A 16,461-nucleotide genomic window follows, 5' to 3' on the forward strand; every position below is an offset into this window, starting at 1 on the left:
TTGGGTGAGAGCGGATAGCTGTGAGCGGGACCGTCCGGACGGGACGGGTGAAAAACCGGCGGTGTCAGTGCCGGGAGCTGTATTTCTCCAGTGCGGCGGTGGCACAGAAGAACACCAGGCCGACGACGACGGCACCCAGCACGTAGGCCCACGCCAGTGTGTAGTTGCTTCCGGCGGCTGCCGAGGTGATGGACTTGCCGAGTCCGCCCACCGGACCGCCAAAGTACTCGGCAATCAGCGCGGAAATCACGGCCAGTGATGACGCGATCCGCAGCCCGGTGAACATGTAGGGCACGGCGCTGGGCAGCGTGACGCTGCGGGTGACCTGCCAGCGGCCGGCCGCGTAGGAGCGCATGAGGTCCCGGTGCACCGGAAGGACCTGCCGGAACCCGCGCAGCGAATTCACGTACACCGGAACAAAAACGGCAATTCCCGCCACGATCTGCCGCGGTGCCTCTTCGCCGGCGCCGAACATCGTGTAGAGCACCGGGGCCACGGCCACGATTGGCACCACCGACAGTGCCGCCACCAACGGTCCGGCGAGGCGGTCAAAGACCGGCAGGAACGCGGCAACGACGGCGGCGAGGACGCCCAGCAGGCCGCCTGCCACCAGTCCCACCGCGGCATTGCCTCCGGTCACAAGTGATGCCGAGACGATGTTGCCCAGGTTCGCGAAGAACGCCGCGGCGATATCGAACGGTCCGGGGAGCACAAACGGGGGAACCGCCAGCACGCTTACCGCGGCCTGCCACAGCAGCACCACCGCAACTCCCAGCAGCAGCGGAAGCAATGCCTGCCGGCCGCCGCCAACTGCCCGCACCAGCAGCGCCGGAGACGTGGCCGCCACCGCGGCGGGGGTGGTTTTAAGCCCGGAGCTCTCCAGCGCCGTCACCGCGTTTCCACTCCACGGAGGGCGGTCACTGCGGTGCCGTGCAGGGACTCGCGGACTGCGGTGATGGCGGCGTAGAACGCCGTGTCCTCCCGCAGGTTCTCGCCGCGCTCCCCCGCCGCTCCGAGCCGCATGGACAGCACATCCTTGATCCGTCCCGGCCGGGCCGACATCACGAACACGCGGTCGGAGAGAAATACCGCTTCCGGAATGGAGTGGGTGACAAAGACGACGGCGGCACCGGTTTCCGCGCAGATGCGGACCAGTTCGTTCTGCATCCGCTCACGCGTCATCTCGTCGAGGGCACCAAACGGCTCGTCCATCAGCAGCAGCCGGGGGCTTTCCGCCAGCGACCGGGCGATGGCCACGCGCTGCTGCATGCCTCCGGACAGCTGGTCCGGAAAGGAATCGGCAAATTCGGTGAGTCCGACCATCCCCAGGAGTTCCTCGGCCCGGCTCTTCCGGGTCTTCGCCGGGACACCGTGCAGCTGCAGCGGCAGTTCGATGTTCGCGCGCACCGTGCGCCAGGGCAAAAGTCCGGCCTGCTGAAAGGCGATGCCGTATGCCTGTTCCTTCCGGGCCTGCCGTGCGGTCCGGCCGAAAACGCTGATGGTTCCACTCGTCGGTTCATCAAGATCCGCGATCAGGCGCAGCAGCGTGCTCTTGCCGCAGCCCGATGGTCCGATGAGTGACACAAATTCGCCCGGCGCCACCGTCAGGTTGGCCGCCTCGAGTGCCGTGACGGAGCCCTTGCCGGTGGTGAAAACCCGGTGGACGTCCCGGACGTCCACCGCCGGTTGCTGTGCATCCGGTGCTGCCGCTTCTGTTGATGCGTTCATGCTGCTTGCTCTCCTCGGCGGTAGCGGTGCAGGAAAAGTCCCAGGACAGTGGTGGCGGAGACTGCGGCCAGGCCCAGCAGGACAGCCCCGAAGATGGGTGCCCAGGGTTTGCCCGGGTCACCGCCGGCCGCGGCGGCGTATTCCACGATCATTCGGCCAATCCCACCCTTGAGGCCGATCGACACTTCGGCCACGACGGCGCCGATCACGGCGTTGGCGGCGGCCAGGCGAAGCGCCGGCAGCAAGTAGGGGATGCTGGCGGGCAGCCGCAGGAACAGGAAGCTGCGCCACCATCCCACCGAGTAGCTGTGCATCAGGTCCAGATGGCTGACCTGCGGAGACGCGAATCCGCGCAGGGCGCCGATCGCCACCGGGAAGAAAGCCAGATATGAGGCGATGACGGCCACCGACATCCAGTTTTCCCAGCTGAAGGAGCCGATCTCCAGCTGGGATCCCCAGCGGCGCACCAGCGGGGCGATGGCGATGAGGGGAACGGTTTGGCTCAGGATGATCCAGGGCAGCAGGGCGGACCCGGCCGCCCGGAACCGCTGCATGACCATGGCCAGGCCCAGCCCCACCAGGACTCCGATGAACCAGCCCACGGCCGCGATCCCCAGGGTAAAGGCCGCCGCCGCCAGGACAGCCAGCCACAGGGGCTGCGCCCCCGCGGCCGAGGTGACCGGTTCCGCCAGTCTTGCGAGCATGGTCCAGACGTGGGGCATGGCAAGGTCGGTGGTGCGCGGCAGGAGCGGCATGCTCCCCACGCTGACGCCGTCGTCGGGCCCGGCAAACTTGTACGCTTCCCACAGCAGAACCGGAACCAGGACGCCGGCGGCGGCCCAGCCGATCCGAGCCGCCGGCGGTGTCCTGGTTCCGGCCCGGGTCATGCCGTTGCGCTCACGGTCTCGCGCAGTGCCGGGATGACGCTCTCGCCGTAGACCCGCAGGGTTTCCTCCTTGTTGTCGTGCTGGAGATACCCGGCGAACTGGGTTACGCCCAGCGCCTTGAGCTTTTCGAGCTTTTCAATGTGCTGCTCCGCCGTGCCCATCAGGCAGAAACGGTCCACAATCTCGTCCGGCACAAAGGCGGCATGAGTGTTGCCCGCCCGGCCGTGCTCGTTGTAGTCGTAGCCTTCCCTGCCGGCGATGTAGTCGGTGAGCGCCTGGGGCACGCTGGAGTCCGCGCCGTACTTGGCCACGATGTCGGCAATGTGGTTGCCCACCATGCCGCCGAACCAGCGGCACTGCTCCCGCATGTGCTCCCAGTCATCCCCTATATACATGGGCGCCGCTACACAGAACTTGATGGCCATGGGGTCACGCCCGGCGGCTGCCGCGGCGGACCGCACGGCGGCGATCATCCATTCGGCGATGTCCACGTCCGCCAGCTGCAGGATGAAGCCGTCACCCACCTCGCCGGTCAGCTTCAGCGCGAGCGGGCCGTAGGCGGCCACCCACATTTCCAGTTCCGAGCCCTTGCTCCACGGGAACTGGATGGTTGCTCCGTTGTATTCCACCGAGCGGGAGTTTGCCAGCTCACGGATGACGTGAATTGATTCCCGCAGGGTCTTCAGGGTGGTGGGCTTGCCGTTGCTGACGCGCAGCGCCGAGTCGCCCCGGCCGATCCCGCACACGGTCCGGTTGCCGTACATCGAGTTCAGGGTGGCGTAGGTGGAGGCGGTGACGGTCCAGTCCCGGGTGGCCGGGTTGGTGACCATGGGACCCACCTTGATGTTCTGGGTCTCGGCCAGGATCTGGCTGTAGATGACGTACGGTTCCTGCCACAGGATGTGGGAGTCAAAGGTCCAGACGTAGTCGAACCCATACTCCTCGGCCCTTTTGGCGAGCGCCACCGTTCGTGCGGCGGGCGGATTGCACTGCAGTACTGCTCCGAAATCCATGCTTTCCGCTCCTAGATCAGGTACTGGCTCGGGGCACGGCGGATGTAGCGGCCGTGGCTCTTGGTCCCGAGATATTCGTTGTCATTGATGAGGATGCGGCCGCGGGACAGCACGGTGTCAACGTGCCCGTCGATCTCGTAGCCCTCCCATGCGGAGTAGTCCATGTTCATGTGGTGGGTCTTCTCCAGCCCAATCGACGTGTGCCCCGCCGGGTCATAGATCACGACGTCGGCGTCAGCTCCCGGCGCGATCACGCCCTTGGTGCCGTACATGCCGAACATGCGGGCCGGCGTCGTGCTGGTGATCTCCACCCAGCGCTCGAGCGTGATCTTGCCGTCCACCACACCCTGGTACATCAGGTCCAGGCGGTGCTCCACCGATCCGATGCCGTTGGGGATCTTGGAGAAATCCCCCACCCCCATGTCCTTCTGTCCCTTCATGCAGAACGGGCAGTGGTCGGTGGCCACCATCTGGATGTCGTTGGTGCGAAGCGACTGCCACATGTGGTCCTGGTGGTGTTCATGCTTGGACCGCAGCGGCGTGGAGCAGACGTACTTGGCGCCCTCAAAACCCTCGGCGCCGAGCTGGTCCTCCAGGCTCATGTACAGGTACTGCGGGCATGTTTCACCGAAGACGTTCTGGCCGTTGTCCCGGGCGGCGGCCAGCTGCTCAACGGCCTGTTTCGCGGAAACGTGCACCACGTACAGGGGCGCCCCGGTGAGGTTTGCCAGCATGATGGCCCGGTGGGTGGCTTCCTCCTCCATTTGCCAGGCCCGTGCCACCCCGTGGTAATAGGGATCGGTTTTGCCCTGTGCCAGCAGTTCGCTGACCATGGCGTCGATGGCCGGGCCGTTCTCGGCGTGCATCATGGTCATCAGCCCGGTTTCGGCACCGACCCGCATGGCCTTGTAGATCTGGGCGTCATCGCTGTAAAAAACGCCCGGGTAGGCCATGAACAGTTTGTAGCTGGAGACCCCTTCATCGATGAGCCCGGCCATGGCCTTCAGGGAGTCGTCATTGACGTCCCCCACAATCTGGTGGAAACCGTAATCGATGGCGCATTCCCCGGCGGCCTTCTCGTGCCATGCGGCCAGCCCGTCCATCACGCGCTCGCCGTAGCGCTGGATCGCGAAGTCGACGATCGTCGTCGTGCCTCCCCAGGCGGCGGCACGGGTTCCGGTTTCAAACGTATCGGAGGCCTCGGTGCCGCCGAACGGCATCTGCATGTGGGTATGGGCATCGATCCCGCCGGGAATTACATACTTGCCCGTGGCGTCCAGGACTGTGTCCACGGAGCGGGCGAGGTCATGTCCCAGCAGTGTTGACCCCGGTGCAAGCACCGCGGCAATCGTTTCGCCGTCAATGAGAACGTCCGCTTCGCTGCGGCCGGTGGAGGTGACAACTGTTCCTCCGGTGATCAGTGTTGTACTCAAAACGACATCCTTGTCTGTCAAAAGGCTCGGCCTGTCAAAGCGCCTCTGGCACGCGTCTGCGGGTAAGCCGCCGGAACGCTACGGAGCCGTAATCGGCGCGTAGGCGTCCGGGCGGCGGTCGCGGTAGAACTGCCAGTTGTTGCGGGCGGTGCGCACCAGGTCCATGTCCAGGTCCCGGATCATCAGTTCATCGCCGTCGCGGGAGCCGATGTCGCCCACGTAGTTGCCCTGCGGGTCCACCATGTACGACGTTCCATAGAAGTCCACGGCTTCATCGCCGAACTCGTTCGTTTCCGCGCCCACCCGGTTGGGGACCACCACGTAGTATCCGTTGGCGGCAGCAGCCGTGGGCTGTTCCAGTTCCCACAGCCGGTTGGACAGGCCCGGCTTGGACGCATTCGGGTTGAAGACAATCTGGGCGCCGTTCAGGCCCAGGACACGCCAGCCCTCGGGGAAGTGGCGGTCGTAGCATATGGTCAGGCCCACGGTTCCGACGGCGGTTTCAAACACCGGCCAGCCCATGTTTCCGGGCCGGAAGTAGAACTTCTCCCAGAACTTCTCGACGTGCGGAATGTGGTTCTTGCGGTACTTGCCCAGGTACGTTCCGTCGGAGTCGATAACCGCTGCCGTGTTGTACAGGACGCCGGGCTGGTCCTCTTCATAGATCGGCAGGATGATCACCATGTTGTGCTCGGCGGCAAGCTTGGAAAAACGTTCGGTGAGGGGTCCCGGAACCTTCTGCGCGTAGTCGTAGTACTTGTTGTCCTGCACGATCCCGAAGTACGGTCCGTGGAACAATTCCTGGAAACAAATGATCTGCGCACCCTCGGCAGCTGCCTTGCGGACAAACTCCTCGTGCTTGGCAACCATGGACTCTTCATCGCCGGTCCAGGTTGTTTGGGTCAAGGCTGTGCGGATAATCGTCATTGTGCCTCCTATTAGCGGCAAACGTGCCGCGGTCTTGATCGGCCTGTTGAAGGGCCGTTATCAGTCTTAGTGCTGAACATTTCCCCAACATTTCCGCCGCGTTAAAAAGCTGAACTGCGTGGCCGCGGCGTCTGTTCATCCTTGACGCTAGGGCCGGAACCCGCAAGGGTTTTTAAACTGTTGCGCGCAGTCCCGGCGAGGCGGATAATGGCCGCCGCGCCACACTCCCGAAACAATGGGGTGCTAGCCTCCTCAATAGATCACCGGCCGGAAATGGCCGGTAGAACTGGTCTGGATTTGGACCATAGATCCCTCCGTTTTCCATTCCACCTGCGAGGAACTATGAACCGATCCCCTTCCCCTGCCCTTTCCATGCTCCTGGCCGCCGGAGTTGCCGCACTTGTTGGCTGCGCGGGTCCATCCACGCCCTCCGGGACCACACCGGATACCAACACCGCCGCCGCAGCCTCGGACGCGCCGCATGCATCGGCGTCGTACCCGATCACCGTGACCAACTGCGGTACCGAAGTGAGCCTTGAGTCGCCGCCCGAACGAATTGTGACGATCAAATCCACAGCGCTGGAAACACTCCTGGCCCTTGGCCTGGGCAGCAAAGTGGTTGGCTCCGCTTTCTCCGACGGCCCGGTTCCCGGGCCATTGGCCACCGACGCCGCCTCGGTGCCCGTCCTCTCCGATGCTGCGCCCACCCAAGAGGCGGTGCTGGAACTCGAACCGGACTTCATTTACGCCGGCTGGGAATCGAACCTCAGCTCAGATACCGCCGGTGAACGGGATTTCCTGGCATCGCTGGGAATCGGCACCTACGTGTCGCCCGCGGCATGCCGGGAGGAAGGCGTTCCCGGAAAGCTCGGCTTTGAGGACGTGTTCGCAAACATCACCGAGGCCGGGGCCATCTTCGGCGCCCCTGACGCCGCGGCCGCACTGATCGCCGAACAGCGGAAAGTGCTCGACGGCGTGACACCGGCCGGCGGGGGCCAAAGCGCCTTTTGGTTCTCCTCGGGACGGGACACCCCGTACGCGGGAGCCGGGCTGGGTGCCCCGCAGATGATGATGGAGGAGCTCGGCCTGGAGAACATCGCCGCGGATGTCCAGGAGCCCTGGGCGTCACTGAGCTGGGAAACGGTGGTTGCCGCCAATCCGGACGTCATCGTCCTGGTGGACGCGGACCGCAACACCGCCGAGTCCAAGAAGGAACTGCTCGCTTCCATGCCGGCCACGGCCAACATGGACGCCGTGATAAACGAACGCTACCTAGTCCTGCCCTTCGCGGCGGGAGAAGCCGGAGTGCGCAACGCCGAGGCCGTGGCGGACCTCGCCGACCAGCTGTCCGCACTGTCATGACCGCCGTGCGGACCCGGTCCCGGCCCGTCGCCGCACCAGCGGCACGGGAGGTGGGCGTCCCGGCACCCCGCCGCCGGTTCCGCACCGGACCGGCAGCTGTGCTCCTTTCTGCCGTCCTGGTCTTTTCCCTCGCGGCGGCAACGGCGGTGGGCCCGGCGGACATCAGCGTTGCGGACGCCTTCCGCTCCATTGGCGCTCATCTGGGTTTCGGCGCCAGCCCGCTGTCCGTGCTGCATGACGGCATCATCTGGGAGCTGCGGCTGCCCCGGGTGCTGACGGCGGCTGCGGTGGGTGCCGGACTGGCTGTCAGCGGTGCGGTCATGCAGGCCCTGACCCGCAATGCGTTGGCCGACCCGTATCTGCTGGGCCTGTCCTCCGGAGCTTCCCTGGGCGCCGTCTGTGTGGTGTTGCTGGGCCTGCAGCTGCTGCTGCCGCTGGCGGCCTTCATCGGCGCGCTGGCGGCCTTGGCGGCAACCCTGCTGCTGGCCCGGCTGGCTGGCGGGCTGACGCCGTCGCGCACCGTCCTGGCCGGAGTTGCGGTCTCTTCGTTGGGCAGCGCACTGACCAGCCTGGTGATTTTTTGGACGGCCACCGGCGATTCGTACCGGAACATCCTGGGCTGGCTGCTCGGTTCACTCAGCGGTGCGCAGTGGTCCAGCGCCGGGATTGCCGCTGCAGCGCTGCTGGTGGTGGGGGTGCCGCTGCTGGCCGCGTCCCGGATCCTGGATGGTTTCGCGTTTGGCGACGACGCCGCCTCGGCCCTGGGTCTCAACGTTCCGGCCGTGCGGTGGACCATGCTGGCCGGCACCGCCCTGCTGACCGGCGCCATGGTTTCCGTCAGCGGTGCGATTGGGTTCATTGGGCTGGTGTTTCCCCACGTGGTGCGGCTGATCGCCGGTCCCGGGCACCGTTCGCTGCTGCCGTTGTCCGCCCTGCTCGGGGCAATCTTCCTGATTTGGGCCGACACCGCAGCGCGGTATGCGTTTGAGCCCCGGGAACTTCCCGTGGGCGTGGTGACCGCAGTGATCGGTGCGCCGGTGTTCGCATACGTGCTTGCGCGGCGAAAGGGCGGCGCATGAACAGCCCAGCTCTGGAGGCCGCAGCCCTGGACGTGTCCCTGGGCGGAAAACTCATAGTCGACGGCGTGGACTGCACGGTTCCCGCCGGCGTCCTCTCGGCGCTGGTCGGGCCCAATGGCGCCGGTAAGTCAACACTGCTGCGCGCGCTGGCGGGCGTCGTTCCCGTGCGCCGCGGGACGGTGCTGTGGCAGGGCCGTGACATGCTGCGGCTGCCGCGCCGTGAACGTGCCCGCATTGCCGCCCTGGCGGAACAGGAATCCGGCACGGACACGCCCCTGACAGTGCGGGACGTCGTGTCGCTGGGGACCATGCCGCACCGCCCGCTGCTGGGGTTCGGCGGCAGTGAAGATGATGCCGATGTGATGAGGGCCCTGCAGTCGGCAGGCGTTCCGGAGCTTGCGGACCGGCTGTTCGGCGAGCTCTCCGGCGGGCAGCGGCAGCGGGTGCAGCTGGCCCGTGCCCTGGCCCAGAAACCACAGCTGCTGCTCCTGGATGAGCCGACAAATCATCTGGACCCGCACGCCCAGCTGACCACCCTGCATTTGATGCGGCGGCTGGCCGGTGACGGCATCGCCGTCGTCGCCGCACTGCATGACCTGACGCACGCCGCTGCGCACTGTGACCACGTCATTGTGCTGTCCGCCGGCACAGTGGTGGCCGCCGGGGACCCCCGCTCCGTCCTGACCGCCGAGCTGATTCGGACTGTGTACGGAGTGGATGCCCATGTGCTGGAACACCCGGCCACCGGCCGCCCGCTGATCGCACTGTCCCTGCCAGCGGAACCCCAAATTGCCCGAAGACCCTCGGAGGCTTCCTACTCGGGTTCCTCCGCCTGAGCCTCCCCCGGGACAGGGAGTCCGTTGTCGCGGCACGCCGCCGCGTAACCCTCACGCCAGGCCTCGTCGCTGCCCAGCCGGAACATGTCCTGCTCGGCGGGCCGGATCAGTGACCGGGCGCCGTCGTGCCGGGAGCCCTCCTCATCTCCGGAGCTCTGTCCCAGCGGACGCACCAGCTCCGGCAGACCCCGCAGCACCGCAACGGGACATTGGCTGGTCTTGCCCTTGATGAGGTCCGCCGCCGCCGCGATCTCGTCCGCGACGGCGGTCATGGTCGCCTTCATCTGCTGCCCGAAGGTGTCGGTGTTTCCGCGCAGGTCGGTGATGACGTCCAAGCCGGCAGCGCCGATCGCCGCGTCGGTCTGTCCCTCACGCCAGGCCCGGCCCATCGTGTCAGTGATGACCACTCCGACGTCGAACCCCAGGGCCCGCCGCAGCCCCGTACACAGCGCCCGGGCCGAAGCGTCCGGATCCACGGGCAGCAGCAGCACGGTTCCGGCCGGTGTGTTGCTGTTGTCCACGCCTGCCGCCGCGGCCACGATACCCAGCTTGTTCTCCACAATCCGGGTGACGCCGCCGGGATGGACCCGGCTGGCGACGAGCCGAACGGTCTCGTTGGTGATGGCCTGCTCCCGGTCCTCCGCCGGGAGCTGACGCCCCTCGGCCTTGGACACGATCTTGGAAGTGACCGCCAGGATGTCGCCGGGGCGCAGCGCAGCATCCGGATTGGATCCGGCGGCAGCCAGGATGACCGCCGTCAGATCCGTTCCCGGGGTTATCTCCCCGATGCCGGGAAGCGTGAACAGCGTGATGCTGCGCATGGGATCAGCGCTTGAGCGCGGGCAGCACGGTGCGGGAGAAGACATCGATCCACTCCCGCTGGTTCCGGCCCACATTGTGCAGGTAGATGCGGTCAAAACCCAGATCCACAAACTTCTGGATATACGCCCGGTGCACGTCGGGGTCGCTGGAGATCACCATCCGCCCCTCGAAGTCTTCGGGGCGGACCAGCTTGGCCATCTGCTCCAGTTCAAACGGTGAGCGGATGTCTCCCTTGGGGAATTTCATGCCGCCGTTGGGCCATTCCACCATGGCGTTGGTCAGCGCTTCCTCATCCGTCTCAGCCCAGCTCATATGCAGCTGAAGGACCTTGGGCATGGTGTCCGGGTCCTTGCCCGCCTCGCGTGCTCCGGCGTCGAAACGGTCAAAGAGCATGCCGATTTTTTCCAGTGGTGCCCCCACCGTAATGAGGCCGTCCGCGTGCCGGCCGGCGCGCTTTGCGGTCACCGGGCCGGCGGTGGCGACCAGGATTTCGGGGGCCACCTCCGGCATGGTCCACAGCCGGGTGGATTCCATCTTGTAGAACTCACCCTTATGCCGCACATCCTTGCCGGCAAGGGAATTGGTGAAGAGTTTCGTGATGATTTCTATGGCCTCGAACATGCGGTTGATCCGCTCGGGTGCTTCGGGCCAGTACTGGGCGGTGATGTGCTCGTTCAGTGCTTCTCCGGACCCCAGCCCCAGCCAGTGCCGGCCGGGATACATGGCGGCCAGAGTTGCCGATGCCTGCGCCACCATCGCCGGATGCCACCGGAAGGTGGGAGCGGTGACTCCGGGACCGATATCGCCTTTGGTCCGCTCGCCAAGCGCCGACAAAACGTTCCACACAAATGCTGACTGTCCCTGTGCCGGCACCCACGGCTGGAAATGGTCCGCAGCCATGACTCCGGAAAAACCCCTGCTTTCGGCATATTCAGCGAGCGCCACCGCTTCGGTGGGGTGGAACTGCTCGAGCATTGCCGCGTAACCAATTGTTAAAGAAGAAGTCATAAACACATCCTGACAGCCAAAGATTTCGAAATGGAAAACACAAGTTTCCAGTGGAATAAGGCAGTAGTGCTTCGGCTTGCCGGAACACCGTAGGCCCATCCTAGGGGCGGCGGGGACGTGGGCCTAAGAATGACTCCGGGCATGAGTCCCGGGGCGTGAGTCGCCGGGCATGAGCCCAACATGAGCCGGGCAGCAGTCCACGGCATGACCGAGGGGAGTTCTACGATGGTGGGACTGAACCTGCTTCCTGGAAGGCCACGATGAGCGAGGACTCCCCCACCCAGAACTTCTCCGATGAACGCATCGACGGATACGCGGCGCTGCGTTCCTACGCGGCGATCGGAGACGGACGCACAGTGGCCCTCGTCGCCAGGGACGGTTCCGTGGACTGGTATCCAACGCCGGACCTCGATTCCGTCCCCTCCTTCGCAGCCCTGCTGGACAACGGGAACGGCGGCCGGATTGTGTTGTGCCCGGTGGAGGATTTCTCCGTGGAACGGGCTTACGTGGACGGCACCAATGTTCTGGCCACCACTTTCACCACCACTTCGGGCAGAGTGCGGGTCACGGATTCCCTGAATACCGGTGTGGCTGGGCGGCTGCCCTGGGGCGAACTGGCCCGCCGGACCGAAGGGCTGGAAGGAACAGTGGCAATGCAGTGGGCCGTGGAGCCGGGAAATTGTTTCGGCACCGCGTCCCCGTGGATGGAAAACAGTGCACACGGTCCGGTACTCCACGCACAACACGCCACCATCGGGGTGCGCGGCTTTCATCACGGCACCGAAGAGGTTTCCGACCGCAGCATTTCCGGCACCTTCACCACATCCCCGGGGTCGCGGCATTTGGTGGCTGTCGTATCCACCCATGACGAGCCGCTGGCGCTGCCGGACCCGGAAACGGTGGATGCCGGCGTCGACCGCACCATCACCAACTGGCAGAACTGGATGAAGGAATTCTCCTATGACGGGCCGTGGTCCGACGCGGTGCAGCGCAGCGCCTTGGCGTTGAAGCTGCTGATCCACAGCCCCTCCGGTGCGGTGGCTGCGGCGGCCACGACGTCGCTGCCGGAAAGCCTGGACGGCGGCAAGAACTGGGACTACCGCTATGCCTGGGTCCGTGACACCGCTTACACGCTCAACGCCCTGATCCGATTCGGGCTGCGGGAAGAGGTGCACGCCGCGGTTGCGGGCATGCTGAAGAGCATCCGCAGCCAAGGCGCCGAGCTGCAGGTCTTCACAGCGCTCAACGGGGAGAAGGCCCAGGATGCCGAGGAGTTGGATCTGCCCGGCTGGCGCGGCATCGGTCCCGTGGTGCGCGGCAACAATGCCGCCCGGCAGCTGCAAATGGGCGTTTTTGGCGATCTGTTCAACATTGTCCAGCTTTATGTGGACGCCGGGCACGTCCTGGACACCGGTACCGGGCGGCTGTTGGCTGATCTGGCCGATTTGGCGTGCGACACATGGCAGAAGCGCGACGCCGGGATGTGGGAACTGTCCGAGGAGCGGCACTACACCACATCCAAGCTCGGCTGCTGGCATGCCCTCAGCTGCGCGTCCCACCTGGCCGATCTGGGCCAAATCCCAGGTCCGGCGGACCGGTGGCGGGCTGAAAAGGAGCGGATCGCGCACTGGGTCCGGGAAAACTGCTGGTCCCAGGAGCGCGGCAGCTATGTCTGGTATCCGGGTTCGGACAAGCTGGACGCCTCCATCCTGCTGCATGCCATCAGTGGGTTCGACCGGAGCGAGCGGATGAGTTCCACCCTTGATGCGCTGCGCGGGGAGCTGGGGCGCGGTCCTCTGCTGTACCGGTACAGCGGCGCCGAGAAGGAGGAAGGAACCTTTGTTGCCTGCGCGTTTTGGCTGGTGTCCGCGCTGGTGCACGTTGGCCGCCGGGACGAGGCGGTGGAGCTGATGGATCAGCTGGTTCCGCTGGCCAATGACGTGGGCCTGTACACCGAGATGATCGCCGAGGAGGACCACGCCTTCTTGGGAAACTTTCCACAGGGGCTCTCGCACCTGGCCCTGATCACCGCGGCGCTCACGGTGCACGACGCGCAGGAGGAGTAAGGACTGTCTCGGGCCGATTCGTTCGGCACCCGGAACTCAGTGCTAGGAGGTGCAGCCCACGCCGTCGCCGTCGCCGTCGAACTTGGGGTCCCAGCCCGCGTCGCCGGGGCGGATGGGGGCAGCGCCGGCAGCCTTGACCGCCGTGCAGTTCGCGTACACCGGTGCGCTTTCCGGCTGGGCCCGGCTGACGCCGGTGTTGCCACCGTTGCCGGCACTGCCAGCGTTGCCGGCGTTACCAGATACGCTGACCGCCGGGCCCGCAGTTGGTACGGGCTGGTCCGGGCACGTGGCGAGGACACCAGCGGCGGCGTCATGTTCCGCCTGCGTCATCCACAGCCGGTAATTCGCCTTCACGGCGATCTGGCGGGCCACGTACCCGCAGCGGAAGGCCTTGTTCGCCGGCAGCCAAGTAGCGGCGTCGGCATCGGATTTAGCGCCGTTGGCGGGTCCGTCGGCGGCCATCAGGTTCAACGGGTCATTGGCAAACTGGCGCCGCTCTTCGGCTGAGAGCTGCTGCGCACCCTTCTGCCAAGCATCGGAAAGGGCCACGATGTGGTCGATCTGGACCGCGGTGCTGGTTTCATTACCGCGCACAAAACTAATGGTGGTGCCGGTGTAGGGATCGGCAAAAGTGCCCGACGCCACTACGCATTCCTTCGTTCCGTCCTTGTAGACGACGGCGGTGAGGTCGCGGGCAAGAATGTCGTTGCGGGTATCGCAGCCATTACGGTCGACGTCGGCCCACGACGGCCCGAATTGATCCCTGTCATAGCCGGTCTTCGGTGCCCTGCCCTTGATCGGAAGGGTTTCCAGCTGCTCCGCGGCCGATCCGACTGCAGTCTCCTGGACTGTGGCGGTTCCAGCTCCGGAATCCGGGCTGCTTGCCCCGACGTCGGCGGTGCCGGCCTCCGTCAAAGGAGTGCATGCGGCGGAACTGAAGAGTATTACGGGCAGGGCGATCAGGGACAGAAATTTGGAGCGCAGAGAAGTCATCGCTATTCATTATGGACGATGGTGAGGCAGTGGTTTTCCGCTGCGTGTGGGCCCCGACAATGCGGTTGGGGAATCCATGAGGGAAACTATGGAGGAAAACTGAGGGAGAAATCGCGGATAGAGTCAGCATGCGCGGCAGAAGCCGCTCCGCACCCGTATGTCCGGCCGGCAGAACGATACTCCGGCCTTTCTCCGTTGAACAGGAATACCCTTGGCGAAGATTCTTTGTCTCCGAATCCGGTTTCGCGCCGTGGCAGCAGCAGCAGCTTTTGCTGTCGGCAGCTCCGCTCTAGCAGTGCCAGCACTCGCCGTAGCCGAGCAGGCTCCGGCCCCTGTCGCTTCCCCGGCCCAGACTCCGGGGGCGCCCGCGCCCGAGCCCAATGAAACGGCGTCGCAGGCTACCGATCGTTTTATCGTGCAATTCACGGGCAGTGCGGGCACTTCAAGCGCGGACCGGATCGAGTCCTACTCCAAGGTCACCGGTGCCCTTGGCACCGGTGTGACCGAGCTGCATGAAACGGCTGCCGGAGGGATGGTGGTGGAGATGGATAAGGATCTCACCGCTGAAGAATCAGCTGCCGCTGTTGCCGCGCTTGCTGCTGATCCCGACGTTGCCTTCGTTGAGCCGGATGTCCTGCTGTATCCGGCGGCCGCCGAGCCCAACGATCCTTTTTATGCCACGCAGTGGAACCTGCGCGCGGCGGGCGGCGGAGCAAATGTGGCCGCCGCCTGGAATCTTGGCGCCGGTGAGCGCCAAGTGGTGGCCGTCGTCGACACTGGAATTACCGCCCACACGGATTTGAACTCCAAAGTCCTCCCCGGCTATGACATGATCTCCACCGCTGGAATGGCCGGTGACGGCGACGGCCGGGACGCCGACCCCAGGGATGAGGGGGACGGGTACGTCGCCGGAGCCTGCGGCCGAACCATGGGCGCCAATTCCACCTGGCATGGCACTCACGTTTCCGGCATCGTCGCCGCCAGCACGAACAACGGCGTCGGCATCAGCGGCGTAGCCCCTGGAGCCATGATCCTTCCGGTCCGCACCATGGGGACCTGCGGCGGGTACATGTCCGACATTTCCGATGGCATCATATGGGCCGCAGGCGGACAGGTGCCCGGCTTGCCGCTGAACCCCACTCCGGCACGGGTCATCAACCTGAGCTTGGGCGGAGTAAGCACCTGCTCGTCCTCGATGCAGAAAGCAGTGGACTACGCCGTCGGCAGCGGCGCCGTCGTCGTGGCGGCAGCCGGCAACGATGCCATTTCCGCCTCATCTACCCAGCCAGCTAACTGCACCAACGTCGTTGTAGTGGGTGCCGGAGACAGGGAAGGAGCGCGAGCGCCGTATTCCAACTTCGGCTCCATAGTGGACATCATGGCTCCGGGCGGCACTACCTCCCGTGATGTCACCGGAGGCATCATGTCGACGCTTAACAGCGGTACTTCCAAACCTGCGCGCGAAAGCTACGACTATTACCAGGGAACGTCGATGGCCGCTCCGCATGTAGCCGGCACGGCGGCGCTGCTGTTGGCCGCTAATCCCGCCCTGACTCCTGCCCAAGTGGAACGTATGCTCGTCAAGACTGCCCGTCCGCTGCCAGGGAACTGCTCTCCGCATTGCGGTCCTGGCCTCTTGGACGCCGGGGCTGCCATGGTCGCCGCTGCTCCCCCGTTTAGCGATGTAACGCCAAGCGTTCAGTTCCACGATGAAATGGTGTGGATGGCAGGTAAGGGTATCTCCACCGGTTGGACCGAAACCAATGGCACCAAAACCTACAGGCCGCTCTGGGCAGTGAACCGCGACGCAATGGCCGCCTTCATGTACCGGCTGGACGGAAGTCCGGACTACACGCCGCCGAAGAAATCGCCCTTTGCGGATGTGGCCACCAGCAACCCGTTCTACAAGGAAATTGCTTGGCTCAACAGCCGGGGCATCTCCACTGGTTGGAAGGAAGCCAACGGGACCAGCACGTATCGCCCCACCACACCGGTGAACCGCGATGCCATGGCCGCCTTCATGTACCGCTTTGCCGGGTCCCCGAGCTACACGGCTCCCGGAAAGTCTGCGTTCCGCGACGTGCCCGCCAGCAGCCAGTTCTATCCGGAGATTTCGTGGCTGGCGTCCACCGGCATCTCCACGGGCTGGGACAATGGGACCTTCCGGCCCCTAACTCCGGTGGCCAGGGATGCGATGGCAGCCTTCATGAAGCGATTCGACGACAAGTTCGGGCAGTAGCGGTCCTACCCGCCCGTCCCCCAGCGCAGCCTTCCGGAGAAAGCTCTTCCCACCCTCGACGCGTGGAC

14 protein-coding genes are annotated in these 16,461 nt (G+C 65.3%); 5 read left to right on the forward strand and 9 right to left on the reverse strand.

Annotation, left to right across the window (positions count from 1 at the left end):
- Positions 1-64 precede the first annotated feature (64 nt).
- From AAE021_RS12705 to AAE021_RS12730, 6 genes are all read right to left on the reverse strand, one after another.
- Positions 65-892, reverse strand: a complete 828-nt coding sequence (locus tag AAE021_RS12705) for an ABC transporter permease (RefSeq protein WP_342022703.1) — start codon at positions 890-892, stop codon at positions 65-67.
- Positions 889-1,728, reverse strand: a complete 840-nt coding sequence (locus AAE021_RS12710) for an ABC transporter ATP-binding protein (RefSeq protein WP_342022704.1) — start codon at positions 1,726-1,728, stop codon at positions 889-891. Before AAE021_RS12710 ends, AAE021_RS12705 begins: the two co-directional genes overlap by 4 nt.
- A complete protein-coding gene (locus tag AAE021_RS12715) occupies positions 1,725-2,615 on the reverse strand; it encodes an ABC transporter permease (RefSeq protein WP_342022705.1) in 891 nt (296 codons plus the stop codon). Before AAE021_RS12715 ends, AAE021_RS12710 begins: the two co-directional genes overlap by 4 nt.
- Positions 2,612-3,628 (reverse strand): TIGR03842 family LLM class F420-dependent oxidoreductase, encoded by a 1,017-nt coding sequence (locus tag AAE021_RS12720; protein ID WP_342022706.1) that lies wholly within the window; start codon positions 3,626-3,628, stop codon positions 2,612-2,614. The genes AAE021_RS12715 and AAE021_RS12720 overlap by 4 nt, the downstream gene beginning before the upstream one ends.
- A gap of 11 nt (positions 3,629-3,639) precedes the next feature.
- Positions 3,640-5,061, reverse strand: coding sequence for a dihydropyrimidinase (gene hydA, locus AAE021_RS12725; protein WP_342022707.1), 1,422 nt, complete (start codon positions 5,059-5,061; stop codon positions 3,640-3,642).
- A gap of 78 nt (positions 5,062-5,139) precedes the next feature.
- Positions 5,140-5,988: a nitrilase-related carbon-nitrogen hydrolase gene (locus AAE021_RS12730; protein WP_342022708.1), complete on the reverse strand. Its 849-nt coding sequence runs from the start codon at positions 5,986-5,988 to the stop codon at positions 5,140-5,142.
- Positions 5,989-6,330: 342 nt separating this feature from the next.
- On the opposite strand from AAE021_RS12730, the gene AAE021_RS12735 reads away from it, so the two are divergent.
- Genes AAE021_RS12735 through AAE021_RS12745 form a run of 3 tightly spaced genes read left to right on the forward strand, consistent with a single transcriptional unit; the run spans position 6,331 to position 9,265 of the window.
- Positions 6,331-7,350, forward strand: a complete 1,020-nt coding sequence (locus AAE021_RS12735; RefSeq protein WP_342022709.1) for a putative F420-0 ABC transporter substrate-binding protein — start codon at positions 6,331-6,333, stop codon at positions 7,348-7,350.
- Positions 7,347-8,429: a putative F420-0 ABC transporter permease subunit gene (locus tag AAE021_RS12740; RefSeq protein WP_342022710.1), complete on the forward strand. Its 1,083-nt coding sequence runs from the start codon at positions 7,347-7,349 to the stop codon at positions 8,427-8,429. The genes AAE021_RS12735 and AAE021_RS12740 overlap by 4 nt, the downstream gene beginning before the upstream one ends.
- Complete coding sequence (locus AAE021_RS12745) at positions 8,426-9,265, forward strand: ABC transporter ATP-binding protein (RefSeq protein WP_342022711.1); 840 nt, start codon at positions 8,426-8,428, stop codon at positions 9,263-9,265. The genes AAE021_RS12740 and AAE021_RS12745 overlap by 4 nt, the downstream gene beginning before the upstream one ends.
- Here the strand turns inward: AAE021_RS12745 and cofE are convergent.
- Entirely contained in the window at positions 9,244-10,086 is an 843-nt protein-coding gene (cofE, locus tag AAE021_RS12750; RefSeq protein WP_342022712.1) for a coenzyme F420-0:L-glutamate ligase, read from the reverse strand. The genes AAE021_RS12745 and cofE overlap by 22 nt on opposite strands.
- A 4-nt stretch (positions 10,087-10,090) precedes the next feature.
- Positions 10,091-11,095, reverse strand: a complete 1,005-nt coding sequence (locus AAE021_RS12755) for a TIGR03557 family F420-dependent LLM class oxidoreductase (protein ID WP_342022713.1) — start codon at positions 11,093-11,095, stop codon at positions 10,091-10,093.
- A 260-nt stretch (positions 11,096-11,355) separates the two neighbouring features.
- Here AAE021_RS12755 and AAE021_RS12760 point away from each other — a divergent pair, with 260 nt between their 5' ends.
- Entirely contained in the window at positions 11,356-13,161 is a 1,806-nt protein-coding gene (locus AAE021_RS12760; RefSeq protein WP_342022714.1) for a glycoside hydrolase family 15 protein, read from the forward strand.
- Between the two features lie 42 nt (positions 13,162-13,203).
- Here AAE021_RS12760 and AAE021_RS12765 read toward each other — a convergent pair whose 3' ends face one another.
- The gene (locus AAE021_RS12765) at positions 13,204-14,154 is read right to left on the reverse strand and encodes a GmrSD restriction endonuclease domain-containing protein (protein WP_342022715.1); all 951 of its coding nucleotides are present in this window, start codon (positions 14,152-14,154) and stop codon (positions 13,204-13,206) included.
- 295 nt (positions 14,155-14,449) lie between these two features.
- Here AAE021_RS12765 and AAE021_RS12770 point away from each other — a divergent pair, with 295 nt between their 5' ends.
- A complete protein-coding gene (locus tag AAE021_RS12770; protein ID WP_342022716.1) occupies positions 14,450-16,393 on the forward strand; it encodes a S8 family serine peptidase in 1,944 nt (647 codons plus the stop codon).
- The last annotated feature ends 68 nt before the right edge of the window (positions 16,394-16,461 follow it).

Origin of the sequence: Arthrobacter citreus, assembly GCF_038405225.1 — a bacterium.
GTDB lineage: Bacteria > Actinomycetota > Actinomycetes > Actinomycetales > Micrococcaceae > Arthrobacter_B > Arthrobacter_B citreus_A.